Source organism: Finegoldia sp. (genome assembly GCF_046991905.1).
GTDB lineage: Bacteria > Bacillota > Clostridia > Tissierellales > Peptoniphilaceae > Finegoldia.
Genome location: NZ_JBKWZF010000004.1, coordinates 13,296 through 36,671 on the forward strand (window position 1 = coordinate 13,296; position 23,376 = coordinate 36,671).

Annotated in this window: 28 protein-coding genes; 4 read left to right on the forward strand and 24 right to left on the reverse strand. The window is 33.8% G+C overall.

From position 1 onward, the window contains the following. Nucleotides 1-41 precede the first annotated feature (41 nt). From ACLUJM_RS02925 to ACLUJM_RS02950, 6 genes are all read right to left on the reverse strand, one after another. The gene (locus ACLUJM_RS02925; RefSeq protein WP_412412093.1) at nucleotides 42-659 is read right to left on the reverse strand and encodes a hypothetical protein; all 618 of its coding nucleotides are present in this window, start codon (nucleotides 657-659) and stop codon (nucleotides 42-44) included. 76 nt (nucleotides 660-735) lie between these two features. Next, complete coding sequence (locus tag ACLUJM_RS02930) at nucleotides 736-1,716, reverse strand: hypothetical protein (RefSeq protein ID WP_412412094.1); 981 nt, start codon at nucleotides 1,714-1,716, stop codon at nucleotides 736-738. Continuing rightward, nucleotides 1,713-2,228 carry a type II secretion system protein J gene (locus ACLUJM_RS02935; protein WP_412412095.1) on the reverse strand — a complete coding sequence of 172 codons (516 nt, stop codon included), beginning with the start codon at nucleotides 2,226-2,228 and terminating at the stop codon, nucleotides 1,713-1,715. The genes ACLUJM_RS02930 and ACLUJM_RS02935 overlap by 4 nt, the downstream gene beginning before the upstream one ends. Further along, nucleotides 2,203-2,526 (reverse strand): type II secretion system protein J, encoded by a 324-nt coding sequence (locus ACLUJM_RS02940; protein ID WP_412412097.1) that lies wholly within the window; start codon nucleotides 2,524-2,526, stop codon nucleotides 2,203-2,205. Before ACLUJM_RS02940 ends, ACLUJM_RS02935 begins: the two co-directional genes overlap by 26 nt. Continuing rightward, nucleotides 2,510-2,980: a Tfp pilus assembly protein FimT/FimU gene (locus tag ACLUJM_RS02945; protein ID WP_412412098.1), complete on the reverse strand. Its 471-nt coding sequence runs from the start codon at nucleotides 2,978-2,980 to the stop codon at nucleotides 2,510-2,512. The genes ACLUJM_RS02940 and ACLUJM_RS02945 overlap by 17 nt, the downstream gene beginning before the upstream one ends. Beyond that, on the reverse strand, nucleotides 2,970-3,521 hold the full coding sequence (locus tag ACLUJM_RS02950; protein ID WP_412412099.1) for a hypothetical protein: 552 nt from the start codon (nucleotides 3,519-3,521) through the stop codon (nucleotides 2,970-2,972). Before ACLUJM_RS02950 ends, ACLUJM_RS02945 begins: the two co-directional genes overlap by 11 nt. Before the next feature lie 295 nt (nucleotides 3,522-3,816). Between ACLUJM_RS02950 and ACLUJM_RS02955 the strand changes: the two genes are divergently transcribed. Continuing rightward, nucleotides 3,817-4,548, forward strand: a complete 732-nt coding sequence (locus ACLUJM_RS02955; RefSeq protein WP_412412100.1) for a TraX family protein — start codon at nucleotides 3,817-3,819, stop codon at nucleotides 4,546-4,548. Between the two features lie 91 nt (nucleotides 4,549-4,639). Further along, a complete protein-coding gene (mnmH, locus tag ACLUJM_RS02960; protein ID WP_412412101.1) occupies nucleotides 4,640-5,659 on the forward strand; it encodes a tRNA 2-selenouridine(34) synthase MnmH in 1,020 nt (339 codons plus the stop codon). A 64-nt stretch (nucleotides 5,660-5,723) separates the two neighbouring features. On the opposite strand, the gene ACLUJM_RS02965 is transcribed toward mnmH, so the two are convergent. From ACLUJM_RS02965 to rpmH, 18 genes are all read right to left on the reverse strand, one after another. After that, nucleotides 5,724-6,632 (reverse strand): putative ABC transporter permease, encoded by a 909-nt coding sequence (locus ACLUJM_RS02965; protein WP_412412102.1) that lies wholly within the window; start codon nucleotides 6,630-6,632, stop codon nucleotides 5,724-5,726. Nucleotides 6,633-6,665: 33 nt separating this feature from the next. Continuing rightward, nucleotides 6,666-6,956, reverse strand: coding sequence for a hypothetical protein (locus ACLUJM_RS02970; RefSeq protein ID WP_412412103.1), 291 nt, complete (start codon nucleotides 6,954-6,956; stop codon nucleotides 6,666-6,668). Between the two features lie 67 nt (nucleotides 6,957-7,023). Further along, nucleotides 7,024-7,995, reverse strand: coding sequence for a phosphate acetyltransferase (gene pta, locus ACLUJM_RS02975; RefSeq protein ID WP_412412104.1), 972 nt, complete (start codon nucleotides 7,993-7,995; stop codon nucleotides 7,024-7,026). A 23-nt stretch (nucleotides 7,996-8,018) separates the two neighbouring features. Further along, nucleotides 8,019-8,507, reverse strand: a complete 489-nt coding sequence (locus ACLUJM_RS02980; protein WP_412412105.1) for a DUF4446 family protein — start codon at nucleotides 8,505-8,507, stop codon at nucleotides 8,019-8,021. Beyond that, nucleotides 8,494-9,651 (reverse strand): aminotransferase class V-fold PLP-dependent enzyme, encoded by a 1,158-nt coding sequence (locus ACLUJM_RS02985; RefSeq protein WP_412412106.1) that lies wholly within the window; start codon nucleotides 9,649-9,651, stop codon nucleotides 8,494-8,496. The genes ACLUJM_RS02980 and ACLUJM_RS02985 overlap by 14 nt, the downstream gene beginning before the upstream one ends. Beyond that, nucleotides 9,651-10,286 (reverse strand): cyclodeaminase/cyclohydrolase family protein, encoded by a 636-nt coding sequence (locus tag ACLUJM_RS02990; RefSeq protein ID WP_294684761.1) that lies wholly within the window; start codon nucleotides 10,284-10,286, stop codon nucleotides 9,651-9,653. The genes ACLUJM_RS02985 and ACLUJM_RS02990 overlap by 1 nt, the downstream gene beginning before the upstream one ends. Continuing rightward, the gene (locus tag ACLUJM_RS02995) at nucleotides 10,283-11,092 is read right to left on the reverse strand and encodes a ParB/RepB/Spo0J family partition protein (RefSeq protein WP_412412108.1); all 810 of its coding nucleotides are present in this window, start codon (nucleotides 11,090-11,092) and stop codon (nucleotides 10,283-10,285) included. Before ACLUJM_RS02995 ends, ACLUJM_RS02990 begins: the two co-directional genes overlap by 4 nt. Further along, nucleotides 11,092-11,838: a ParA family protein gene (locus ACLUJM_RS03000; protein WP_412412110.1), complete on the reverse strand. Its 747-nt coding sequence runs from the start codon at nucleotides 11,836-11,838 to the stop codon at nucleotides 11,092-11,094. The genes ACLUJM_RS02995 and ACLUJM_RS03000 overlap by 1 nt, the downstream gene beginning before the upstream one ends. Nucleotides 11,839-11,900: 62 nt before the next feature. Continuing rightward, entirely contained in the window at nucleotides 11,901-13,133 is a 1,233-nt protein-coding gene (locus tag ACLUJM_RS03005) for a competence/damage-inducible protein A (protein WP_412412112.1), read from the reverse strand. An 850-nt stretch (nucleotides 13,134-13,983) separates the two neighbouring features. Further along, entirely contained in the window at nucleotides 13,984-14,676 is a 693-nt protein-coding gene (gene rsmG, locus ACLUJM_RS03010) for a 16S rRNA (guanine(527)-N(7))-methyltransferase RsmG (protein ID WP_412412113.1), read from the reverse strand. Beyond that, nucleotides 14,676-16,559: a tRNA uridine-5-carboxymethylaminomethyl(34) synthesis enzyme MnmG gene (gene mnmG / locus ACLUJM_RS03015; protein WP_412412114.1), complete on the reverse strand. Its 1,884-nt coding sequence runs from the start codon at nucleotides 16,557-16,559 to the stop codon at nucleotides 14,676-14,678. Before mnmG ends, rsmG begins: the two co-directional genes overlap by 1 nt. A gap of 1 nt (nucleotide 16,560) precedes the next feature. After that, nucleotides 16,561-17,919, reverse strand: coding sequence for a tRNA uridine-5-carboxymethylaminomethyl(34) synthesis GTPase MnmE (mnmE, locus tag ACLUJM_RS03020; protein ID WP_294685487.1), 1,359 nt, complete (start codon nucleotides 17,917-17,919; stop codon nucleotides 16,561-16,563). A 112-nt stretch (nucleotides 17,920-18,031) separates the two neighbouring features. Beyond that, nucleotides 18,032-19,570: an ABC transporter ATP-binding protein gene (locus ACLUJM_RS03025; protein ID WP_294685486.1), complete on the reverse strand. Its 1,539-nt coding sequence runs from the start codon at nucleotides 19,568-19,570 to the stop codon at nucleotides 18,032-18,034. 259 nt (nucleotides 19,571-19,829) lie between these two features. Next, nucleotides 19,830-20,735 (reverse strand): RNA-binding cell elongation regulator Jag/EloR, encoded by a 906-nt coding sequence (jag, locus tag ACLUJM_RS03030; protein WP_294685485.1) that lies wholly within the window; start codon nucleotides 20,733-20,735, stop codon nucleotides 19,830-19,832. Then, on the reverse strand, nucleotides 20,732-21,463 hold the full coding sequence (locus tag ACLUJM_RS03035) for a YidC/Oxa1 family membrane protein insertase (RefSeq protein ID WP_094207867.1): 732 nt from the start codon (nucleotides 21,461-21,463) through the stop codon (nucleotides 20,732-20,734). The genes jag and ACLUJM_RS03035 overlap by 4 nt, the downstream gene beginning before the upstream one ends. 15 nt (nucleotides 21,464-21,478) lie before the next feature. Further along, nucleotides 21,479-21,691 carry a membrane protein insertion efficiency factor YidD gene (gene yidD, locus ACLUJM_RS03040; RefSeq protein ID WP_094206476.1) on the reverse strand — a complete coding sequence of 71 codons (213 nt, stop codon included), beginning with the start codon at nucleotides 21,689-21,691 and terminating at the stop codon, nucleotides 21,479-21,481. Continuing rightward, nucleotides 21,679-22,020, reverse strand: coding sequence for a ribonuclease P protein component (gene rnpA / locus ACLUJM_RS03045; protein WP_002835949.1), 342 nt, complete (start codon nucleotides 22,018-22,020; stop codon nucleotides 21,679-21,681). Before rnpA ends, yidD begins: the two co-directional genes overlap by 13 nt. Before the next feature lie 29 nt (nucleotides 22,021-22,049). After that, nucleotides 22,050-22,184, reverse strand: coding sequence for a 50S ribosomal protein L34 (rpmH, locus tag ACLUJM_RS03050; RefSeq protein WP_002835948.1), 135 nt, complete (start codon nucleotides 22,182-22,184; stop codon nucleotides 22,050-22,052). 215 nt (nucleotides 22,185-22,399) lie between these two features. Here rpmH and ACLUJM_RS03055 point away from each other — a divergent pair, with 215 nt between their 5' ends. Beyond that, complete coding sequence (locus ACLUJM_RS03055) at nucleotides 22,400-22,672, forward strand: ArsR/SmtB family transcription factor (RefSeq protein WP_412412116.1); 273 nt, start codon at nucleotides 22,400-22,402, stop codon at nucleotides 22,670-22,672. Nucleotides 22,673-22,694: 22 nt separating this feature from the next. Continuing rightward, the gene (locus tag ACLUJM_RS03060) at nucleotides 22,695-23,285 is read left to right on the forward strand and encodes a methyltransferase domain-containing protein (protein ID WP_412412117.1); all 591 of its coding nucleotides are present in this window, start codon (nucleotides 22,695-22,697) and stop codon (nucleotides 23,283-23,285) included. Nucleotides 23,286-23,376: the final 91 nt, after the last annotated feature.

The window sequence follows — 23,376 nt, forward strand, 5'->3', positions numbered from 1 at the left end:
TGTAATGCAATTAAAAAACGCCCACAATAGTGAGCGTTATTTTATAAGAAAACAATGTTTGTCGTTTCTATCCAATTTACTGCTATGTTGTAGATGAATAGTCTTACAAATCTCAATCCAATGTACAACGACATGAATGTGATTATTATGTAAGGTAGTTTCTTAAATTCAAAGTTTGTGATGGTAAGTCCTATGAAAAACAACAATATTAAAAATGCTTCTACTATTACGATGTAGACTCCAAATGGATAAAATGCCATGGAGATTGCCGCTTGTAGCATTACTAAAAGCAATACGCTGTAGTTTTCATCTTTTCTCCAGTCATCTTTTACGAAAAACTTATTAGCTATTCGATAAATTATTTTGAATTTTATAATTGAGAAGAAATATATGAACACAGTTCTAATTGCAAAATAAATGTAGCCTATGAGATAATTTCTGCTAATGAATGAACTTATGTCAAAGCTTGAATAATAGTCCAGAATTGCAGTGATGACAAATGCCAATAACCCCATTTTAAGTAAACCGTGTTTTGTGTTTTTGAAACGATTTTTGGGAAGATCCAATGTTTCTCCCATAAACTCAAAAATCTCGTATGTGATGTCCAAAAGCTCAGAATGTTTGCTTTTCATTTCATCAATTTTATTTAATTTGTTCATAAGCAAACCCTCCCTTTTCGCTTATCATATTTATATTATACATCATTTCAAAGATTAGTTTCAATCATTCCATCGATTATTTGTAATAACTACCTGCAAACTCGTATTTCTTGCTCTTGTATACAGTTGTATCTCGTGTAAATTTTATGTCGACATCTTTAGTTGACAGATATTCTCCTTTTACTGTGTAATTCATTGTACTGGGATTTTTCAAAACCAGCACTCCATTTACTGTAATTTGCGGAAGTTTATTCGTGTTTTCGTTTTCTACAAAATACACGTTATTTTTATCGATGAATACACCGTCTATTGTAACGTCGTTAAATATTGTAATTTCTTCTGAATCTACAAGCACGTTTTTTTCTGTTGTTGAAAATTCTACTAATTTAGTCAGGAATTCTTCATCTATCTCAATTTTGTTATCATCAGAGTTTTCCGTATCTTTTTGTTGGGATTTTTCTTGTACAAATTTCTTGAATTTCTCATCGACAATATTTTTATCTATGTAGTATGTCTTGTTATCATGTGAAAATATAAAGCAATGTTTTATCCCAATACTTTTCTTACCTTCGGTGATTTCCTGCAACAATTCATCTATTTTTTCTTCTGATATAATTCTTTTTTCAAAAGGATTCGTCCTTTTATACACCATTCTAATAGTCACCCTTGAACCATTAACTTCCGGATAATTTTCGGTATTTTCGGCAACTCTATCTCTTGGATACTCACTTGTAAACGAAAAAACTTTAGTATCTCCTTCTTTTTCTGTAAAAAAGTTGACCTCTGTTGGTCGACTGAATTCAGGCATATCTGCAGTCTGAATATCAAATTTTCCATTACCAGAATTTTCCTTCAACTTTTCGTTAAAAAGATTTCTTTTATCGATGATTCTGGTTTTTGAATAAGCAATCGCCTTGGCTTGAATGTAGTCGTATTTGTAGGAGTTGACAGTTCTGATATTTTTCACTTGAACTATCAAAAACGCAATGACAATCATCAACACGAATATCATGTATAGCGCATAAATGCTAATGTAGGCTTTGGATTTTCGTTTCATTTTACCTTATCTCCGATGTAGACTACCAGTTTCTTTCCATTTTCTTTTAAATAAATGTAGTTGTCGTCATGACTAAATGTGAAATCATCACCGTTGTCCTTGATTTTATTCTGAGTTATCCTACCGTTGGGCCCGTGTTCTTTTAAATCATCAAAACTACTAGGATCTGTAAAAGCGTATCGTATGATTTTGCCGTTTTCTTTTGTAAAATACACATAGTTTTGCTTATCATCAATGTATTTTACTAGGACAAATCCCATTGATTGGTCAAAATGAGTCCAATTTGGCTTTTCTGTAATTACAGACCTCGACCTTTCGATTTCATTTTTTATGTAATATGCGCAGTGGTCGACATCGTCCACGTTATTTTTCAGAGTAAAACTCGACTGCATAATTTTAAAATTAGTCTTAAATGATAGGAAAATCACACCCAACACTACGGAGAATATGAACAAACTCACCATAACTTCAAGCAACGTAAATCCCCTACTTTTCTTTGTAAAATGACACATCTTTCGTGATATCTCCATTAGTTACACTGACATTTATCTTAACCAAATCCCCCACATCATCCTTTGTTACAACGACTTTTGAATGCTCATCAACAATTGAATCATCCACATCATCGTGAGCTTTCATATATTCCACAGAATTGTCCAAATCACGTAGCACAACATTTTCAGTGTAGGATTTATCTTGCATGCTAATCACATTTTTAAGCTGTGGATAGTACACTACGACACAAAGACTCACCAAAAACAATGCAAACAAAACCTCAAGCAGTGTAAATCCCTTATTTTTTCGTCTCATCCACATCCACTCTCCCTGTCGCTATGTAACAATTTATCCTGTATGTTTTGTTTTTCGTTTCGTAATAAATAGTCGGAAAATGTGTTGCTGCAGATGACTTGGATATATTTGCGCCGATATTTTCAAGGTCGAACGTACTTGCCCTGTCTTTATTTAATCGAAATGTCCCGTTTTTCAATTCTCTTTTTGCTATAAATTCACCTTTGTTAGAATCGTAAAAATAATAGTAATTTGTGTCGAATCGAAATTGAATACTTCTTCCCGAATTCATCGCAACACTTCTGGCACTTTTCAAATCGCTAACAAGCGTATTAATCTCTTTTCTACTTGCAACATCAGTTTTGAAGTCGTATTTTAAAACGCAAGTCATAATCACAACAGAAATAATGAATAGGCTCACCATCACCTCTATTAAACTGAATGCCTTAGCTTTCATTTTGAATCTAGAAAACATTTCCCATCACCACATACAACAAAAAAGAAGACCAAATCACAGGAATAAATGCAATCTCCTCATTATCTTCTTTTCTTAGAATATAAATCAAAGCCCTGATTCCACTAATAATCCCAAGATAAAACACAAAACTCACCAAATCAGTGAAACTTTTGCTCATACCAAGTCCTAGAATAATCAAACAATCCACATTACCCATAAACTTTTCCTTAGTGAAAAAATTAAGCATCAAAATAACCAATAATAGCAGAAAACTCGTCAGAAAAAAACTCGAAAACACAGAAACAATAATGCTACAAATGATGAAAAACAAAACATTAATCCAGTACACCTCATTAGTTTTGAAATCATCAACCATCATGTCGCTACAGCCAAGTAATAAAGCAAAGTCGTAGATTGATGTTGTATTCGTAATGCGGAAAATCGCATACAAAAATACCGAAATCAACACAAACACTCCAACGTTTTTAATGGACAATCTCTTCAAATATAAATCCATCAAACATTTAGCTATCAACATCAAAACTATTATGGTTTCCATATTTTCCTCCATAATAATATTATATTATATTTTTAGCTAAAATAAACATTTTATTGTAAAGTATTGGTTAATTTCGATCGGTAAAGCTAGTCAATTATTTTACGTAAATAATCGCTGTCTAATACACGAATTTCCATTCCTTCTATGTAAATCGCCTTGTCTTCATCAAATTTTTTCAATTAATAAATTTGAGTAGTTCAAAGCGGTGTTTGCTTTGAACTTTTTTCATCGAAAATATTGCAAATTTGTTCAATTTATTGTATCATACAGTATACTCAAATTTTAAGGAGGACTAATGGATATAAATAAAAGATTTGAACACGATAAATTAAAGAAGTTTCAGATATTTAACGCGGCTCAACTAAAATACATTGCGTTTACATCGATGCTGATAGATCATGTTAACAACTCGATTGTAACGCATTTTTTAAATGGAAAAGGAGCATTGTTGTATATCTCGAACTTTCTATCGATATTAGGAAGAATTGCATTTCCTATTTTTATATTTTTCATTGTTGAAGGTTTTTTCAAGACACACAACAGGGCGAAATACCTCAGAAACTTGGTGATATTCGGGATAATTTCCGAAGTTCCGTTCGATATTTTCACATCAAAGGTATTATTCGATCCGTATTGGAACAATATGATGTTCACGTTGGCTTTGTGTCTTGTAACTGTGTGGATAATTGATTATATTAAAGATAAGTTTAAAAACAGGATACTTTGGTACGTTTTCTCTGTAATAATCGTCGCTGTTTTCGGATTTTTGGCAATGTATTTGAGCTTGGACTACGATTATCATGCGATAATTCTCGCTTACTTGTTCTACATTTTCTACGACAAGCCAGTGATTTCCGCTGGGCTTGGATATTTGTCGATTATCAAAGAAGTGTATTCCTTCTTGGGATTCGCCTTTACTGTGACTTACAACGGAGAACGTGGAAAACAAAACAAATTGGTAAATTATCTATTCTATCCAGTTCATATACTGATACTTGGACTTATTAGAATGTATTTTAATTTTTAATTGGGAACTTGCTATTTGCAAGTTCTTTTTTATTGCAAATCTCTTTTACAAATGCAATAAAAGGTGTATAATTAGTACCTTGGAGGCCAAAATGTTCGTAGCAAATACTTATGAAGAACTTATAAATATGGAAAATATAATATTTGTCGATGTTAGAAGCGAGTACGAGTTTCAGAAAGAAACTATACCAGGATCTATTAATATTCCGATACTAAACAACGACGAAAGAGTGGAAATCTCAACGATTTACGATGCAGGAAATCACGAAACAGCGAAAAAATTGGCGATAAGATATGCATCTGTAAAACTTGAAGACATTTACGTAAAGTTGTCTGATTTGAGTAAAAATCACAATGTGTGCTTATTCTGCTACAGAGGATCTATGAGAAGTACGGTGCTTTTTAATATAATGAAATCCATGGGGCTTGATATTTACAGGCTAAAAGGAGGATACAAAGCTTATCGTAAACATGTTATTGAAAACTTAGATAAGCTTATCAATTCACACGAATACGTAAATATCAAAGGCTACACTGGTGTTGGCAAGACAGAAATTCTGAATATTTTAGAAAATTCTCACAAAAATGTCCTCAACTTGGAACAACTTGCAAATCACAGAGGCTCCATCCTCGGAAATGCCGGATTGGAAAATCAACCATCGCAAAAAATGTTCGAAAGTTTGTTGTTCGATAAGCTAAAAAGTTTCGATGATGAACCTGTTTTTGTGGAATGTGAAAGTAGCAAAATAGGAAGTGTGAATATTCCTAAATCATTAAGGCAAAAATACAACAATTCAACTCACCAAGTGATGATTAACTGTGAACTTGAAGAAAGGATAGCGAGAATTAAATCAGATTATTTGAAAAATCCCGATGCCATTGATGATATCAGAAAGGCTATTACTTACCTATCCAAATACATCGGTCAGTCCAATTCTAAAATTCTACTTGAAAAATTAGACGATGAAGACTACGATTATGTGATAGAAAGTTTGATTACGAAATACTACGACATCAATTACGCAGTCAAATCAAAAGATTTTGAGCTAGAAATAAATAATGAAAATAGCGAAAAATGTGCTAAAGAAATAATGAAATTTTATGCAAAATAATTCTGTATAAATATGTGTTTTGAGTACAACAAAAGCAGATGCCATATAAGACATCTGCTTATTTTTATTTTTTGTAAGTTATATCGTTTCTCTTTGCAACTCTTTGTATGTTTTTTTGGTGAGTTTGTAATCTTTTAAGCCTTTGATCATAGACTTTGTCGATTCTATCGTGGATTAGATCGAGCTTTTCAGCGCTTTCAACTCTTTCATCCAACAAAGTTTTGAGCTTTTCTTTGAGGTTGGTTTCTCTTTCAATTCTGTCTTCTAATATTTTGGCGCTGTTTTCTATGAAAGATTTCTTGATTTCCACTTGTTCTATCCTGTCACGAAGTGCACTTTTAAGTCCCGACAAATCAGCTTCAAGTGTTTGTGATCCTTCCAACGCTTTGAGCTCAATATCTTTTTTAACTTCGTACAAGTAAGCTTCCATTTTTTCTTGGTATTCAATTATATACCTAAATCCATAAGCTTGTTTTACTGAAATTACAACATCTACTGAAAAAATAGCTATAAGAATGTAAATCACGAAGTTGTAGTTGCTGTTTTTGATTTTTTCAGTAAGTTCAAGTATGTATTTATTGGAATAATTCATCATGAATATGGACATAACTCCGAAAAACAGTGATGATCTGAGGCATATCAGCCCTTTTATGTTCATAAATCTTTCTGTGTAATCCCAATATCTTACTTTGAATATTTTTTCAATTAAATATCCTGTTATAAACTCCAATGCCGTTGCGATTATAAGTCCCGAGAAAAATATTACGATGTAAGAATCGTTAAATCTCTCTATTGCGTGATCAACAAAAAGTGTGATGAACACTGCTCCAAACCCATATATTGGAAGTAATGGGCCGTATAAGAATCCCCTGTTTGTGAGTTTCTTTTGGTTAAAGCTCACCCAGATCACTTCCCAAATATACCCAAAAACTGCATAAAAGAAGAACATATATATGAAATTAATTAACTCCATTTTATCTCCTTAAAGACAAAGATAGGCTTTCACCTATCTTTGTGTTTTTGATTTATTTTTGTATATTGCTGTATAAATTAAGTGTATAATTATTGCAAACGCAAATGGCATATATATCCTTGTGAATGAAAATTCTTTCAGATATTTTACAATCGCCATTATGGATACTGCCGCACTTGCAATCAAATACAATCTCAATTCTTTCAAAGATGATATGTCCTCATCTCTTCTGTCGAAAATCATTTTAGTCACGACTAATAACGATGCTACGAAAACTACTAGCATAATTCTTGTTAAGTTCTTTCCTGATATTGCTATTTCCACTAGAAATCCCGAGAACAACAAGAATACGACATATGTTATTAGTGTGAATAGTCTGTTGTTTTTCACGTTATAATGCTTGAGCTGCTGTGATTAGAGCTAGTTTGTATACGTCTTCTTCATTACATCCACGAGATAAGTCGTTAACAGGTTTTGCCATTCCTTGAAGGATTGGTCCTATTGCTTCGAATTTGCCTAATCTTTGAGCGATTTTGTATCCGATGTTACCAGCTTGTAAATCTGGGAATACGAACACATTTGCGTGTCCCGCTACGTTTGAACCTGGAGCTTTTTGTTTTCCTACAGATTCCACGATACTTGCGTCAAATTGTAATTCTCCGTCGATTGGTAATTCTGGTGCCATTTCTTGGGCAAGTTTAGTAGCGTTGGCAACTTTTTCTGCAAATGGGTGTTTTGCAGATCCTTTTGTGGAGAATGAAAGGAATGCAACTTTTGGATCGATGTCGTAAAGTTTTGCAGTTTCAGCACTTACAACTCCAACTTCTGCCAATTGTTCTTCTGATAATTCTATGTTGATGGCAATGTCAGAGAATACGTATCTTTCGCCATTTGGTCCTATCATTACCATAGCTCCTGATACAAGCTTAGTGCCTTCTTTTGTCTTGATGATTTGAAGTGCTGGTTTTACAGTGTCTCCAGTTGAGTGAACTGCTCCTGATACAAGACCGTCTACTTCGTCGCAATAAAGCATCATTGTTCCGTAGTAATTAACATCTTTTAACATTGTTCTAGCTTGTTCTTCAGTGTTTTTGCCTTTACGTCTTTCAACAAATTTTTCTACCTTTTCATCGAAATCATCTGCTGTAAGTGGGTTGATGATTTTAACACCTTCGATGTTCAAGTTTTCTTGGTTTGCTAATTCTTTGATTTTAGATTCATCACCTAAAATAACAGGAGTTATGATTTTTTCTTCATTTAATCTAGCTACTGCTTTCAAAATTCTTAGTTCTTCTCCTTCAGGAAATACGATTCTCAAGTTTTTTCCTGAAATTTTTGATTTTAATGATTCAAATATATCCATTTTCTTCTCCTTTATTACATGTTTTATTTTAAAGCTTTCTTCAAAGCTTCATTTTCCTCGTCGCTTAGTTTCTCGCTACATTTAGCGTTTGTTATGATTTTTATATAATTTGTAGATTGCTCTCTTCCGAAAATCGAAGTTATGATGAGCCCGTTGTCGTTTGCATCCAACAAACATAGTGAATACGACAGTTTGTTTGTCAAATATTCAAACGCATCGTAATTCACAAGCCCTACTTTTTGTAGTGATATAGCTTGCAAATTCTCTACGGATTCTAATGTTTTTTCCAATTCTTCTAGCTTGTTTTTATTCGCAATGATATCCAGTGAATTTTGATTCAAAATATCTTCGATATCTCCATCTTGTGCCCTAAAAAGCGCATCGTATCTTCTTTTGACACGGTTTACTTTTTTGTTGACGATGTTGATTTTACGGAAATTGATTATGGAAACTAATGCCACAAACACCAAAAGAACTATCAATATTGTGTTCAACGCATTAAATTGCCCCATCTTTGTCTCCTCTGTTGATTTCCTTCAAAGCTTCGATAGCTTTGTCAACTTCTTCTTCTGTGTTGAAATGTCCAAATGAAAATCTTACCGCACCAATATCTTGTGTGTGAATTGTCTTGTGAGCAAGTGGCGCACAGTGAATTCCTGCTCTTGTCGCAATATCGTATTTGTCATCTAAGATGTATGCTAATTGGCTGGAGCCTATTCCTTCGACATTTACAGGCACGACAGGACCTTGGTTTTCATCCAAACTTCCGTAAAGTATTATACCCTTTTCGTCCTTCAAACTATCAATAAATCTGTTTTTGAGTTTGTTTTCGTGGTTTCTGATGTTTTCAAGTCCTTCTTGCTTGATAAAATCAACCCCTGCAGACAACGCGTAAATCGCAGGTCCGTTGATAGTTCCCGATTCTAATCTGTCGGGATATTCGTCAGGTTGCTCTAAATCTTGTGAATGAGATCCAGTTCCACCTTGTTTCAAACTCTTGACATCAATTCCTTCTTTTATATATAAGCCGCCTGTTCCCATCGGACCAAACAAAGATTTGTGTCCCGGAAAACACAACACATCAATCGGCATATTTTTCATATCAAAATCCAAATAACCCATAGCTTGTGCAGCGTCAACGATATACAAAATTCCGTGGGAATGCATGATTTCTCCGATTTTACAGAAATCGACTATAGTTCCTGTCAAATTGCTCATGGCAGTCGTCACACAAACTCTGGTCTTGTCGGTGATGGCTTCTTCAACCTTTTTAACATCCAAAATCCCACGTTCATCTGCGTACACAACAGTCAAATCGATAAATCCATCTTCTTGCATTTTGTGAAGAGGTCTAAGAACTGAATTGTGTTCCAAAGAAGTCGTGATAACGTGGTCTCCTTTTTTAACAAGACCTTTGATAGCGATGTTCAAGCTGTCAGTACAATTCAACGTGAAAATCAAATTAAGTGGATTTGTGCCGCCGATAAATTCAGCGATGTTCATTCTAGAATTGAAAATCGCCCTATCCATTTTCAAAGACAACTTATGCCCACTTCTACCAGGATTTGCGGCAAACTCTCTCGTAGCTTCGTTGAGTTTTTCGTAAACTATCTCTGGTTTTGGAAAACTCGTTGCAGCATTATCGAAATAAGCCATTATACTTCTCCTATTTTCTTGAATGATATTTCTTCGATTTCTCTCAATAAAACTTCTGATTTGTCTTCTAATGCTGTGATTTCTTCTGAAACAGCTGATGCATCACCAAGTTGTTTCATGTTGATTTTGGCATTAAGCATAACTGATTTCATACTAGATTGTAATAAATATGCACTTGCTAAAAGGTCTGTTATTGCATATTTATCGATATATTTTGCGATTTGTTTTATAAGCTCCATAGCTTCCATCATAATTCTCGCAGAAGACATTGGAGATTCAGTAGCAATAACATAACCATCTGCTATCATTTTCTTTCTGTAAGCTTTTTCTTCGTCAGTTTCCTTAGGAAGCTTGTATGCTTGAAGAACTGAGTCGAAGCTTTTAGTGTCTTCAACCATTTTTTCCTTCAATTCTTCGATGATTTCTGAAAGTCTGTCTACATGTCCTCTTATTTCTTGTTGAGTTTTCTCATCTAAGGCTTTGAAGACTTTTTTGTCTTCAGTTAGATAAAAACTCATGTTTCCAATACCTACTCCCAAAAGCGCTGTCAATGCACTAATAGAACCCCCACCAGGAAGTTCCTTTGAATTTACATTTTTAATAAATTCTTCTAAAGTTTGATCCATAAACATCATAGCTCTAATATCTCCATAATCCTTTCTAAATCTTCATTTGATAGATATTCTATCTCTATACTTCCGCCTTTTCTTTTCGGCTTAATCCTAACCTTTGTAGAGAATTTCTCCAAGAATCTGTTTTGTATATCCATTAAAAATGGGTCCGTTTCCTTGGACACTTTTTCAATTTCTCTGACATTTGTCTTCTTGGATAATAGCTTATCCAACAACGCTTTTCTCTTTTTCATATCGTCAATTGCAAGTAAACTTCTAGCTTGTGATGATGTGATGTCTCCTTTTTTCAAGTGTTCCAGTGACAAATCATCCAAGTTCAACAGCCTCAAAGTATTCGCTATATATGATCTTGATTTGGATAATTTATCTGCCAATTCTTTTTGTGTCAAAGAATAGTTATCCATCAAGTTTTTGTATGCTATCGCTTCTTCAACAGCGTTCAAATCCTCACGTTGAATGTTTTCAATCAAGGAAACTTCTGCGACCTCACTATCTTCCATTTCCTTAATAATGACTGGAATTTCAGATAATCCAGCCTCTAAGCTTGCCAAAAACCTTCTTTCTCCGGCGATTATTTCGTACTTGTCGTCCTTTTTTCTGACGATAATCGGCGAAATAACACCGTATTCCTTGATAGAATTAGCCAACTCTCGTATTTTGTCTTTTTCGAAATGTGTTCTTGGTTGATCTTCTCTTCTAATTATTTTAGATAATTCGACACTAGTAATCGAATCAGAACTTGTCGTTTCAATAATATTTTGTGGTATTAAAGCGTCTAAGCCTCTTCCTAATCCTTTTTTTCTAACCATTATAAAAATTCCTCCGCTAGTCTCATATAAGCAATAGATCCTTTGGAATTTTTGTCGTAAGATAACGCACTCATTCCATAGCTTGGAGCTTCTGCTAACCTTATATTACGCGGTATCATAGTCGTAAACACCTTATCTTTGAAGTATTTCTTGACCTCTTCTACCACTTCCAAACTAAGATTATTTCTACCATCAAACATACTCATAACAATACCTTCTATTTCAAGATTTTCGTTCAGCGAACTTCTAACCAAATTAATAGTGTTCATAAGTTGACTCACCCCTTCAAGCGCATAAAACTCGCATTGAATAGGTATAAGAACAGAATTCGCCGCTACAAGGGCATTAATAGACAAAGTCCCCAATGAAGGAGGGCAATCTATAAAACAAAAATCATATCCACTTACATTAGAAAGTATATTAGATAACACTTTTTCTTTATCATCAGTGTTTATAAGTTCCACCTCAACCCCTGACAAATCAGATGTTGCTGGGATTATATCCACGTTTTTTTCTTCAGTTATGATAATAAAATCCTCATCAAAATCGTCATGAACCATCAAATCGTAAATGCTTTTTTGAAGCTCAAACTTATTAATTCCAAAGCCTGAAGTCGTGTTACCTTGTGGATCCAAATCCACTACAAGCACTTTTTTCCCTTTCAAACCAAGAGCTGCCGACAAATTAACGACGGTAGTAGTCTTACCTACCCCACCTTTTTGATTAAATACACATATTGTTTTCAAATTTACAGCTCCTTTCATCTTTTATTATAGCACAAAAAGTGTTTTAAGATGTTTCAAAAGATTTAAAATGTTTCACGTGAAACATTTTCTAAAATCATAAGTCTCAGCTCTGCCAAAGCACGATTTGAAACTCTGTTTCTTATTTTGTTTCGTTCTCCGTGAAGCTGTAATTTTAGGGTTTTTATCGTGTTTTTGTATCCAAGTCCAACATATACAAGCCCAGCATTTTCTCCTGACGCATAACCTGTCGTAGATATCGCACAGTCAACTCCAAACTTTTCAAACATCCTCTCAACCATCTCAAACGCAACATTTTCACTAACAACACCGTATGTGTCTATAGTTTCAGCCTTAACACCAAGCAAATCTATCTTTGCTTCATTAGAATACACCACCAATGACTTTCTCAAATAATCGCTAACTCCAGACACATTCACAAGCTTAGATGCAATCATACCACCTGTAATGGATTCTGATGTCATAATCGACAAATCGTATTCTTTCAACATCTTGTAGACTGATTCTTCGATTGTTTCATCATTTTCTCCGAATACGTACACGCCAAGTCTATCTAGAAGTTCTTGTTTCTTTTTAGCAATCATCTTAAGAGCAGTTTGTCTGTCACATGCTTTTGCAGTTATTCTAAGTATCCTTTTATCCTTTTTGAAATACGGAGCAACGGTTGGATTGTTTGATGATTCGATGATATCTTTCACTCTTTCATTCATGTCCCATTCGCCCAGTATCGAAACATTCAATGTTTCAGAAATAATACAGTCTGTTGCGAATTGCTCCAGAACTTTTTGCACTTGTTCTTCAAAAATAGGCTTCATCTCAGCCGGTGGCCCTGGTAGAAACAGTATTCTTTTGCCGTTATTTTCAATCATCGCACAGTCAGCAGTTCCATTGAAGTTTTCAAAAACAATCGCATCTTCTGGAAACATACATTGTTGTAGATTGGCTCTTATCGCTTTTTCATCATTATTGAAATAACGTTTCATTTTTTCATAGCTTTTTTGGTTAAGCACCATTTCCTTGCCAAGACAATCACAGCAGCATTTTTTCGTAATGTCATCTTCAGTCGGTCCTAAACCACCAGTAGTTATAATCAGATCATTTTCTTTCAAACCTTCTTGTATTTCTTTGTACAATCTGTTGTAATTATCGCCAACCACAACTCTCTTGTACAAATCAAACCCAAGCTCTCTAATTTTAATAGAAATGTAGTTGGAATTCGTGTCCAAAGTGTCACCTAGCAGTAATTCCGTCCCAACGGCTATTATTTGAACTTTCATTTGTCCTCCATAGTTTATTACCTATATTTTATTTTCGCCTGTTAAAACGCCTCTCAGAGCGTCGTTTTTTTTCTTCGATTTACAATTAAATTATATCACTAATGAAATTTTCATAAAAATGTTTCACGTGAAACATTTTGATTCAAAAATAGAAAAACATCTTTTTCCCTCCCTTAGCAATCAAAATCCCATGAACAATATTATTTCTACTCTTTTTTCTTAAATCTAGCGAAACAAAAAAGTAGAATACATTTTCGCTAAGAATATCATACGTAATAAATTGTTGTGATTTTACATCGAAGAACCACGTCAAAAATCCAACTGTTTGAGAGTTTTAGCTCGAGTTTTGGATTTTAGTGGTTCGAGATTTACAAATCACCAATTTATGGAGTCTAGATATTCGTGCAAAAATGTTCTTCTACTTTTAGCAATTACTATAATATTGTCCCTCTTAATTGTCAATTCAGTTTTCTGCTTATCATTGTGAAGTATTTTCCTCCATCTCTAGTAGCAATCAAAATTCCATAAATACTACTACTTGTTCCTTTTTCTTCGTAAATCTAGCGAAACAAAAAAGTAGACTACATTTTTGCTAAGAATATCATACGTAATAAATTGCTGTGATTTTACATCGAAGAACCACGTCAAAAATCCAACTGTTTGAGAGCTTTAGCTCGAGTTTTGGATTTTAGTGGTTCGAGATTTAAAAATCACCAATTTATGGAGTCTAGATATTCGTGCAAAATTGTTCTTCTACTTTTAGCAATTACAGTAAACTTGTCCCTGTCTATATATTAAATTCGGTTTTCTGCTTATCATTGTTAAGTATTTTTAACTTAAATTTTCTTTGTTATAGTGGGTTTTTCTTTGGTTTGCCGCCACCTCGTGGGTATTTCTTCGGAGTTTCTTTGATTTTCTTGATGACAACCAAGCTTCTATCCTCGTCATCTATTTTGTAGTCAATAGTTTGTTCTATTTTACCACCGAGGATTTTGATTGCGTTCTCTCCTACGTCTGTTTCGTCGGATTTGCCCTTCATGGCTATCATGTATCCTCCAACTTTTACAAATGGTAAACAGAACTCAGCCAACGTATCAAGCTTTGACACTGCTCGTGATATACAGTAGTCGTATTGTTCTCTGTATTCAGCAGTTCTTGTGCATTCTTCTGCTCTTTCGTGGACTGCTTTGATGTTTGTAAGTTGTAGTTCATCTATAACATCCTTCAAGAAATCAACTCTTTTTCTCAAACTGTCGAGCAATGTGAACTTCAAATCATTTCTCGCTATTTTTATTGGAATAGCCGGAAATCCTGCACCAGTTCCCACATCAATTATAGTTTTGTTTTCTTCAAAATCGAACAAATTCAACACATACAAGGAATCCACAAAATGTTTCACGTGAAACATTTCTTCTTCAGTGATTGCAGTCAAATTCATTACTTTGTTCTTTTCCAACACCAAATCCATGTATTTTAACAGCAAATCTATTTGATTATCATCCAATTGTATTTCGTAATCGTTCAATGTTTCTTTTAGTGACATTATTTCTTCCTCGTTTCCATATAAATCAATAAAACGTTGATGTCAGAAGGACTTACACCGCTAATTCGACTCGCTTGACCCAACGATTCTGGTTTGATGTCATTAAGTTTTTGTACAGCTTCATTGGAAAGTCCCATAACTTCCTTGTAATCTTCAATCATATCTAGTTTTCTGTTTTCAAGCTTTTTAAATTGCTTGATTTGGCTCATTTGTTTTGCAATGTAGCCTTCGTATTTGATGTGAGTTTCCACTTGTAGTCTCAAATATCTAGGCAGTTCTGGTCTATCAACGTCAAATTCTTCTGTTTTATCGTAAGTTAATTCTGGTCTTTTGATTAAATCCAACAAAGTTATGCCTGTTTTAAGTTCAGATGACCCAAGTTCTCTAAGTTTTTCGTTGGTTTCTTCTGTTGGAGTCACCATTATTGACTTCAATCTTTCGATTTCCTCGTCAATCGTCTCCTTCTTGTGAAGCATTTTCTCGTATCTTTCATCTGTCGCAAGCCCTATCTCGTGTGCTCTTTCAGTAAGTCTCAAATCAGCGTTGTCTTGTCTCAAAGTCAAACGGTACTCGCATCTGCTAGTCATCATTCTGTAAGGTTCGTTAGTTCCTTTGGTTACCAAATCATCTATCAATACGCCAATGTAAGCATCAGATCTGTCCAATACAAATGGCTCTTTGCCAAGCAAATTCATAGCAGCATTGATTCCAGCGATAATTCCTTGACCGGCAGCTTCCTCATATCCACTGGATCCGTTGATTTGTCCTGCAAAGAACAAATTATTGATTTCCAAATGTTCCAAAGTTCTCTTTAATATAGTAGGATCGATGCAATCATATTCAATTCCGTACGCACTTCTCATAAATCTCACGTTTTCGAAACCAATGATTGTCTTGTACATTTCTTTTTGCACCTCTTCTGGAAGAGTCGATGACACACCTTGAATGTACATTTCCTTCGTACTCAAACCTTCAGGTTCCACAAATACTTGATGCTCATCACGGTCGGGAAATCTCACGATTTTGTCTTCAATCGAAGGACAATAACGTGGCCCCACACCCTTCACAATACCTGCATACATCGGAGATCTCTCCAAATTATCCTCAATAATTTGTTTTGTTTTAAGTGTAGTGTAGGTCAAATAGCAGTTTTCTTGCTTCTTTGAAATATCTTTTCCGTCATTCAAAAAAGAAAAAGGAATAACATCGTCATCACCAGGTTGCACAGTCATCACTTCGTAGTTCAAACTGTCCTTGTGAACTCTCGCAGGAGTACCAGTCTTAAACCTTCTAAGCTCAATCCCCAAATTTTTCAAAGAATCTGACAATTTCTTAGATGATTTCATACCGTGAGGACCAGATTCATAAGTGTATTCTCCCATCATCACAAGTCCTTTGAGGTATGTCCCAGTCGCAAGAATCACAGCTCTTGTTGGGAAAATCGCTCCCTGTGCAGTAGTTACGGATTTTATTTTGTTGTCTTCAACACCAATATCCACGACTTCAGCCTCAATCAAATCCAAGTTTTCTGTGTTTTCCAACACGCTTTTCATCTCATCGTGATATTTTCTCTTGTCTGCTTGAACCCTCAATGAGTGAACTGCAGGGCCCTTGGAAGTGTTCAACATTCGAGATTGAATGTAAGTCTTGTCGATAACAAGACCCATTTCCCCTCCCAATGCGTCAACTTCCTTCACCAAGTGACCCTTACCAGTGCCACCGATGTTTGGGTTACAAGGCAAATCAGCCACCGAATCCAAACTAATACTCATAATCGCAGTCTTTAATCCCAACCTAGCTGTGGCAAGAGCAGCCTCGCAACCAGCGTGACCTGCGCCTACAACCACGACATCGTAGGGATTTTCATAATATAATCTATCCATTTTATTTTCCTATACAAAAATCGCTAAAAATCTTATTCAATACATCGTCATCCACAGTTTCTCCAGTGATTTCGCCTAGAATTTCCCAAGCATTTCTCAAATCAACCTCGAAACAATCGATAGGAACGCCAGCTTCCATATCGTGTAGAGAACTCTCCAAAGATTTAATAGCTTTGTTAATAATATCTCTATGTCTAATGTTAGTAATAATATTGTCGTTATTAGCTTCAATATATCCATCATTAAACATCTCTATAATCTTGTTTTCTAAATCCTCGATACCCTCGTTGTTTTTGATTGAAGTGTGAATAACCTCGATTCCTTCCAAGTTTTCATCGAAATCAAATCCACCATCCAAATCAATCTTGTTTAACAAAACAATCGACTTTTTATCTCGAATAAGATCCAAAATCTTCCTATCTTCATCGTCAAACTCTCTCGAAGAATCAAAAATCGCAATAATCAAATCCGAATCAGAAATAAAAGACACAGATTTTTCAACACCGATTTTCTCCACGATATCCTCAGTATCCCTAATACCAGCAGTATCATTAATCTTCAGACTTATCCCGTCCAAATCGATGTATTCTTCGATGACATCACGAGTAGTTCCTGGAATATCCGTAACAATAGCCCTGTTTTCCTTCAACAAAGCATTCAACAAAGAAGATTTGCCTACATTTGGCTTGCCAATTATCGTAGTATTGATACCATCTCTGATAATTCTACCTCTGTTTGCACTCTCAGAAAGCTTTTTAAGCTTATCCAAAACTTCCTTGCCCTCGTTCAAAACAGGAGTATTGTCCAATTCGTCCTGCATATCTTCAGTAAAATTAATAGAATACTCCACATGAGATAGCATATCCAACAATTGGTCTCTCAACTGTTTGATATTTCTGTTAACACTACCCTCCAACTGTTTCATACTCACAGAGTACGCCTTGTCAGTCTTCGCCTTAATCATATCGATAATCGCCTCAGCTTGAGACAAATCAATCCTACCGTTCAAGAAAGCCCTCTTAGTGAACTCACCTGCCTCAGCAAGCCTTGCACCGTTGTTTAACAGAACTTCCAACACCTTTCTCACAGCGACAACCCCACCGTGAGTATAAATCTCCACGACATCCTCACGAGTGTAAGTGTGAGGAGCCTTCATATAACAAACCAAGACCTCATCGACGATCTCATTATCGTCAACAATGTGGCCATAAGTCATTTTTCTATTTATTAAATCAGCATTATCATTTGCCCTTTTGAACATAGAATCAAGCACATTCACACAACCCTCTCCAGTCATTCGAACAATGCCAATTCCCGCTTCACCAGTAGCAGAGCTAATAGCTGCAATACAATCGTCCATATTTAGTCTATCCTTTCATTCTTTATAGCAATATTATATTATATCATACAAAAAGATTACAAATAAAATAAGAGCCTACAACTTCACTATATTGAAGTTATAAGCCCGTTATTTACCTCATATCTATAACTTTATCGTATTTTTTTAAAGTTTCGTTACCATATTGATGAATTACTTCTATTACTGTATTTTTTGAAGAGAATATAATATCATCTATTATTTCTCTATTTTTCTTATCCAAATTAGACTTTATTTCATCTGCTAAAATTAATTTTCTGTCGTGGTACATTGCTCTTGCAATTTCTACCCTTTGTCTTTCTCCTCCTGACAAACTATCATTGGATAAAACTTTGGATTTAAGATGATTTATCTGTAGCTTATCAATTATTCCATTTAATTTTTCTAAATTTCTATCATTATCTCCTAAAGTAATGTTATCTTCTAAATTAAGATTAAAAACATAACTTTCTTGTGATATAAAGCTTGTAAAACTCCTGATCTCAGCGGTTGATAATTCCTTTTTATTAAACATAATCCTTCCTTTAGATGCTGTTAAATTATTAAATATTAAATTCAATAACGTACTTTTACCACAACCACTTTCTCCTATAATTGCGACCTTGTCACCCTTTTCTATCTTAAAATTAAAATCATTAATAATATCTTTATCATCATACGAAAAACTCAAATTATCAAAAGCAATTGGAAAAACTTCATCATTAAGATTTATTTTTACATTATCAATATCTTGATAAATGTAGTCGTACTTTTTTAAGAGATACTTTGATGATGAACGTGTATTATTAAAATATGCAAGTTCTTGGAACTGATATCCTATATTATAACTAACTAAGTAAACACTGATGAATACGCTTGACGATATTTTACCATTAAAACTCAAATATCCTCCAAGAATAAGAGGAATCATAGAACATACTATATCAACCAAATTAATCACAATGTTGTTTTTTGTTCGTATAATTTCATATCCCTTATAAGTATAAACATCTTGCTTTAAATATTTGTGATACAAATTAATGAAAAAGTCGGATACATTGTAAATTTTGATGATGCTTCTTCCATTTTTGATGTCTTGTAATTTATTCATAAAAGCATCATCAGCTTTTGATAATTCTTCAGATTTATTATCTAATCTATTACTCCCATAATTACTCATAAGCGCTGGAATGCTGTAGAATACTATAAAAAGCATTCCCAAAAGGAAATTTCTTGTTAGTGCATAAATGATGGAAACACCTGTAAAACCAATCGACGATATAATAATTACCGTTGGTTCAATGTAGTTGTTTTCAATTTGACTTGAATCCTTTTCTATACTGCTGACAATATCATTATCGATATGATTTTCACTTTTTAAAAAATGATTGAACACTTTTAACTTAAAAGATTCTCTAAAATCAGCTATTACATACGAATAGTAAAGTCTCTTTCCACTATCACCTATAAGCATTATAATTCCACACAAAATCCCAAACACAAGTGCTTTCATCAAAAATACTGTGTCTTTATTCTCAAATGATTTTATAATCAATGATACTATTACAGGATTCACCAAAGCCTCTGTCCATGTGAGAACTATCGCAACAAAATATAAAATAAGATTTTTCTTCTTAACATTGTTTTTTATCATATTACCCTCTGAAATTTATATAACATTCTTAAAACTTGTACTTGACTAATAATATTTGATTATATTTAGCCTATTTTCTTCAAATAATTTTCGTTAACGATTTCAGAGATTATTTTTTTCTCTAAAATCTATTTATAAATTGTCATGATAATCACCACTTTCCTTTTCTTAGGATAAATCATAAAAAATTTGTTGTCAACTTTATTTCTTGCACTCCCCAAAAAAAAGACCACATACCTAAGATATGTAGTCTTGTAATTTATTTTCTTTTAATAATAACTCTTCTATTAGGCTCATTGCCTTGAGAGAATGTATTCACTTTTTCATCGTTTTGAAGATAAGTGTGAATGATTCTTCTTTCGTATGGATTCATAGGTTCAAGCTTGATATCTCTTCCTGTTTGAACAGCCTTATCAGCTAATCTTCTAGCTAATTTTTGAAGAGATATTTCTCTTTTTGATCTGTATTGGTTGCAATCCAAAATAACTCTTATATAAGTGTCTGCATTTCTATTAGTAACCAAGTTTACGATATATTGAAGAGAATCTAATGTTTCTCCCCTTTTTCCTATGATAATTCCGATATCAGATTCTTGTGAACATAAAATATTGAACTTAATCATATTACCTTCAGTTCTAGATTCGATATCGCAATCAATTCCCATATCTTCTATCATTTGTTTCAAGAAATTCTTGCTAGTGATGAAAAGTTCGTCGTTTCTATCAATAGTAACATCAGGTTCATTATCTTGTTCTTCTTCAGTTTCTTCAGATTTTACAACTTCTTCAGCTTCTACTGGTTTTGCTGGTTCTACTGATTCTTCTACGATTTCTTCATTATCAGCTTCTGTAGGTTCTGTTTTCTCAACTTCTTCTACAATTTTCTTATCTTCTATAACTTTAGTATCTTCTTTTTGTTCTGTTTCAACTGAGTTAGAGTCAGAGTTTAGGATATTCTTCACAAAATCGCCTGTTCCCTTTTCTTTAACATCGTCTTTTAGTGACACCCTAACGACAGCGTCTTTTGCTCCGAACAAGCCTAAAAAACCTTGTTTAGCTTCATTTATAACTTCGATGTTAACTTCGTTTCTATTAGCTTGAAGCTTATCCAAAGCTTTATTGACACATTCTTCAACAGTCTTCGCACTAACTACTGTGCTTCTCATCTAACTTCCTCCGCAACATCTTTTTTGTCTTTATTTTTAATTATTAACCTTATTATAACTTCTAAAACGTTAGAAAATCCCCAATAAAGAATCAAACCTGAAGCGTATTTGCTTGAAATGAAGAACATAAATATCGGCATGAAATAAATCATTGATTTGTTCATCATTTCCATTTGATCAGGTTCATTTGACTTCTTATCCTTGTTATTAGTAGGCATACTGATCTTTGCTACTAAAAATTGAGTGAAAGCATTTATTAAAGGCAATCCAAACAATACTGGATCTGGTTTAGTCAAATCAGGTATCCAGAAGAAATTACGAGCGATCTCATTAATCTTAGACACATTATCAAACATGTACTTTCCTGGTTCTCTCATTACTCTAAATAATGCCAAAACCAAAACCATTTGTAAGATAATTGGCAAACAACCACTTAAAGGATTGAAATTATACTTCTTGTATAATTCTTGCATCTTTAATTGTTGAGTTTGTGGGTCGTTCTTGTATTTTCTTTGAATTTCCTTCATTTCCGGTTGCATCAAAGCATTTTGTTCTTGAGTTTTTTGCGTATGAATAGTTACCGGAAGAGTTATAAGCTTATAAATAAGTGTTAATAAAAGAATTGATATCGCAAAATACGATATACTTTTAGGTTCAGCCATCACATGTGAGATGTTTTCATATATGAACCTAAGAATAGTTCCAAATACATTTGCAATTATTTGCAATTCTACAACTCCTTTTTATTTTAGTGGGTCATATCCGCCTTTTGAAAATGGATTACATCTTAAAATTCGCCAAATAGTAAGCCCTAACGCCTTAAAAAAAGGCTTTTTTCTGAAAGCCTCCAACGCATATTGTGAACATGTTGGATAGTATTTGCACTTTCCATGCCCCAAATACGGCGATATAGCTTTTTGGTAGAATTTGATTAAAAATATCATCACTTTCGACATTTTTTATTCGATGCCTTTCTACAAACGTGCAATAATGCAGATTCTAGCTGTTTGTAAGTTAAGTCTTCAGTGTTTTTCTTCGGGATAATAACCATATCCAAGCCCTTGTCAAACTCAGAGAAATTAAGCCTTACAATCTCTCTCAGTTTCCTCTTGATTCTGTTTCTTTCAACGGCATTGCCGTACTTTTTAGTAACAGAGAATCCGATTCGAGTTCCTTTTTTTGAATTGTACACTACCAAAGAGAAGTTTCTATTATAATAAGTCTTTCCCCTCTTGTAGACAACATTGTATTCCCTGTTATCTCTTAACCTTACACTTTTATCCATAATAAATTAAAGGCCACAATGAATGTGACCTAAGCTGATAATACTTTTCTACCTTTTCTTCTTCTAGCCTTTAAAACAGCTCTTCCACCTCTAGTAGCCATTCTATTTCTAAATCCGTGGTCTTTTTTTCTTTTTCTGTTATTTGGTTGATAAGTTCTTTTCATCAATCGCACCTCCTAGTATAAAATATAAGGACTTTTGCCTATAAAAACACTACTCCAATTATACTTACCAATATGTCAATTGTCAAGCTTTTTTGTTGACAAATGCGAACAAAAAGACAAAAGTATTTGAACAAACTCATATCAAAAATATTTGATGTATCAGTACGAAAATGATATAATATACATATCAAAAATATTTGATGTGAGGTAACAAAATGAACAATAAACAAATAGCAGATACATTCAAAGCTTTAAGTGATGAAAAAAGAATAGATATTTTACAATTGCTACAAAATGGAGAGCAATGTGCATGTGTACTTTTAGAAAAATTGAACTTAACGCAATCAGGATTATCTTATCATATGAAAATACTGACAAAATCACAAATAATCCAATCCAGACAAGTTGGGAAGTGGACATACTATAAAATATCAGAAAAACAATGTCACAATCTAGCTAATCTATTAATAGACATCACGAAGTTATAAGATTTTAAAGAAAGGACAATAAATGAGTAAAAAATATACAGACGAACAAATCAGAGAACAAGTTACAAACTTTTACGACAACATCGCAACAGGTAAGACAAGCACAGAAGTTAGCTCAATCGACCTATACAACTCCTTAGGTTACGATCCTAAATTACTAGAAAAAATCCCTGAAGAAGTGTCATCAGGACTATCTTGTGGAAATCCACTTGATAACCTAGTATTAAAAGACACCGACACACTACTAGATTTGGGGTGTGGAATGGGATTAGATGTATTCATGGCAAGAATAACATATCCCAATTCCAACACAATTTATGGAATGGATAGGCTAGAGTCTATGATACAAAAAGCTAGTAAAGTAAGAGATAAAAAAGGATTCAAAAACATTGAATTTGTTCAAGGAGAACTCATCGACATGCCATTTGAGGACAACTCAATAGACAAAATCATCAGTAACTGTGTAATCAACCTTGAACCTAACAAACAAAAAGTATACGAAGAAATCCATCGAATCCTTAAACCAAATGGAATGTTCATAATCAGTGACATTACACTCAAAAAACAATTAAACGATGATATATTATCATTAGATAATATATATGGCTCATGAGTTGGTGGAGCTCTTCTGGAAGAAGATGTAAAAGAAATCATTAAAAAAGCAGGATTCACAAACTTCTTCGCAAAAAGTGAGGAAGTAACAG

What these genes read in the sequence shown, in the direction of transcription:
- ACLUJM_RS02925 (WP_412412093.1), bottom strand. Translation starts at nt 659, where the DNA reads ATGAACAAATTAAATAAAATTGATGAAATGAAAAGCAAACATTCTGAG.
- ACLUJM_RS02930 (WP_412412094.1), bottom strand. Translation starts at nt 1,716, where the DNA reads ATGAAACGAAAATCCAAAGCCTACATTAGCATTTATGCGCTATACATG.
- ACLUJM_RS02935 (WP_412412095.1), bottom strand. Translation starts at nt 2,228, where the DNA reads ATGTGTCATTTTACAAAGAAAAGTAGGGGATTTACGTTGCTTGAAGTT.
- ACLUJM_RS02940 (WP_412412097.1), bottom strand. Translation starts at nt 2,526, where the DNA reads ATGAGACGAAAAAATAAGGGATTTACACTGCTTGAGGTTTTGTTTGCA.
- ACLUJM_RS02945 (WP_412412098.1), bottom strand. Translation starts at nt 2,980, where the DNA reads ATGTTTTCTAGATTCAAAATGAAAGCTAAGGCATTCAGTTTAATAGAG.
- ACLUJM_RS02950 (WP_412412099.1), bottom strand. Translation starts at nt 3,521, where the DNA reads ATGGAAACCATAATAGTTTTGATGTTGATAGCTAAATGTTTGATGGAT.
- ACLUJM_RS02955 (WP_412412100.1), top strand. Translation starts at nt 3,817, where the DNA reads ATGGATATAAATAAAAGATTTGAACACGATAAATTAAAGAAGTTTCAG.
- mnmH (WP_412412101.1), top strand. Translation starts at nt 4,640, where the DNA reads ATGTTCGTAGCAAATACTTATGAAGAACTTATAAATATGGAAAATATA.
- ACLUJM_RS02965 (WP_412412102.1), bottom strand. Translation starts at nt 6,632, where the DNA reads ATGGAGTTAATTAATTTCATATATATGTTCTTCTTTTATGCAGTTTTT.
- pta (WP_412412104.1), bottom strand. Translation starts at nt 7,995, where the DNA reads ATGGATATATTTGAATCATTAAAATCAAAAATTTCAGGAAAAAACTTG.
- ACLUJM_RS02980 (WP_412412105.1), bottom strand. Translation starts at nt 8,507, where the DNA reads ATGGGGCAATTTAATGCGTTGAACACAATATTGATAGTTCTTTTGGTG.
- ACLUJM_RS02985 (WP_412412106.1), bottom strand. Translation starts at nt 9,651, where the DNA reads ATGGCTTATTTCGATAATGCTGCAACGAGTTTTCCAAAACCAGAGATA.
- ACLUJM_RS02990 (WP_294684761.1), bottom strand. Translation starts at nt 10,286, where the DNA reads ATGATGTTTATGGATCAAACTTTAGAAGAATTTATTAAAAATGTAAAT.
- ACLUJM_RS02995 (WP_412412108.1), bottom strand. Translation starts at nt 11,092, where the DNA reads ATGGTTAGAAAAAAAGGATTAGGAAGAGGCTTAGACGCTTTAATACCA.
- ACLUJM_RS03005 (WP_412412112.1), bottom strand. Translation starts at nt 13,133, where the DNA reads ATGAAAGTTCAAATAATAGCCGTTGGGACGGAATTACTGCTAGGTGAC.
- rsmG (WP_412412113.1), bottom strand. Translation starts at nt 14,676, where the DNA reads ATGTCACTAAAAGAAACATTGAACGATTACGAAATACAATTGGATGAT.
- mnmG (WP_412412114.1), bottom strand. Translation starts at nt 16,559, where the DNA reads ATGGATAGATTATATTATGAAAATCCCTACGATGTCGTGGTTGTAGGC.
- mnmE (WP_294685487.1), bottom strand. Translation starts at nt 17,919, where the DNA reads ATGGACGATTGTATTGCAGCTATTAGCTCTGCTACTGGTGAAGCGGGA.
- ACLUJM_RS03025 (WP_294685486.1), bottom strand. Translation starts at nt 19,570, where the DNA reads ATGATAAAAAACAATGTTAAGAAGAAAAATCTTATTTTATATTTTGTT.
- jag (WP_294685485.1), bottom strand. Translation starts at nt 20,735, where the DNA reads ATGAGAAGCACAGTAGTTAGTGCGAAGACTGTTGAAGAATGTGTCAAT.
- yidD (WP_094206476.1), bottom strand. Translation starts at nt 21,691, where the DNA reads ATGTCGAAAGTGATGATATTTTTAATCAAATTCTACCAAAAAGCTATA.
- rnpA (WP_002835949.1), bottom strand. Translation starts at nt 22,020, where the DNA reads ATGGATAAAAGTGTAAGGTTAAGAGATAACAGGGAATACAATGTTGTC.
- rpmH (WP_002835948.1), bottom strand. Translation starts at nt 22,184, where the DNA reads ATGAAAAGAACTTATCAACCAAATAACAGAAAAAGAAAAAAAGACCAC.
- ACLUJM_RS03055 (WP_412412116.1), top strand. Translation starts at nt 22,400, where the DNA reads ATGAACAATAAACAAATAGCAGATACATTCAAAGCTTTAAGTGATGAA.
- ACLUJM_RS03060 (WP_412412117.1), top strand. Translation starts at nt 22,695, where the DNA reads ATGAGTAAAAAATATACAGACGAACAAATCAGAGAACAAGTTACAAAC.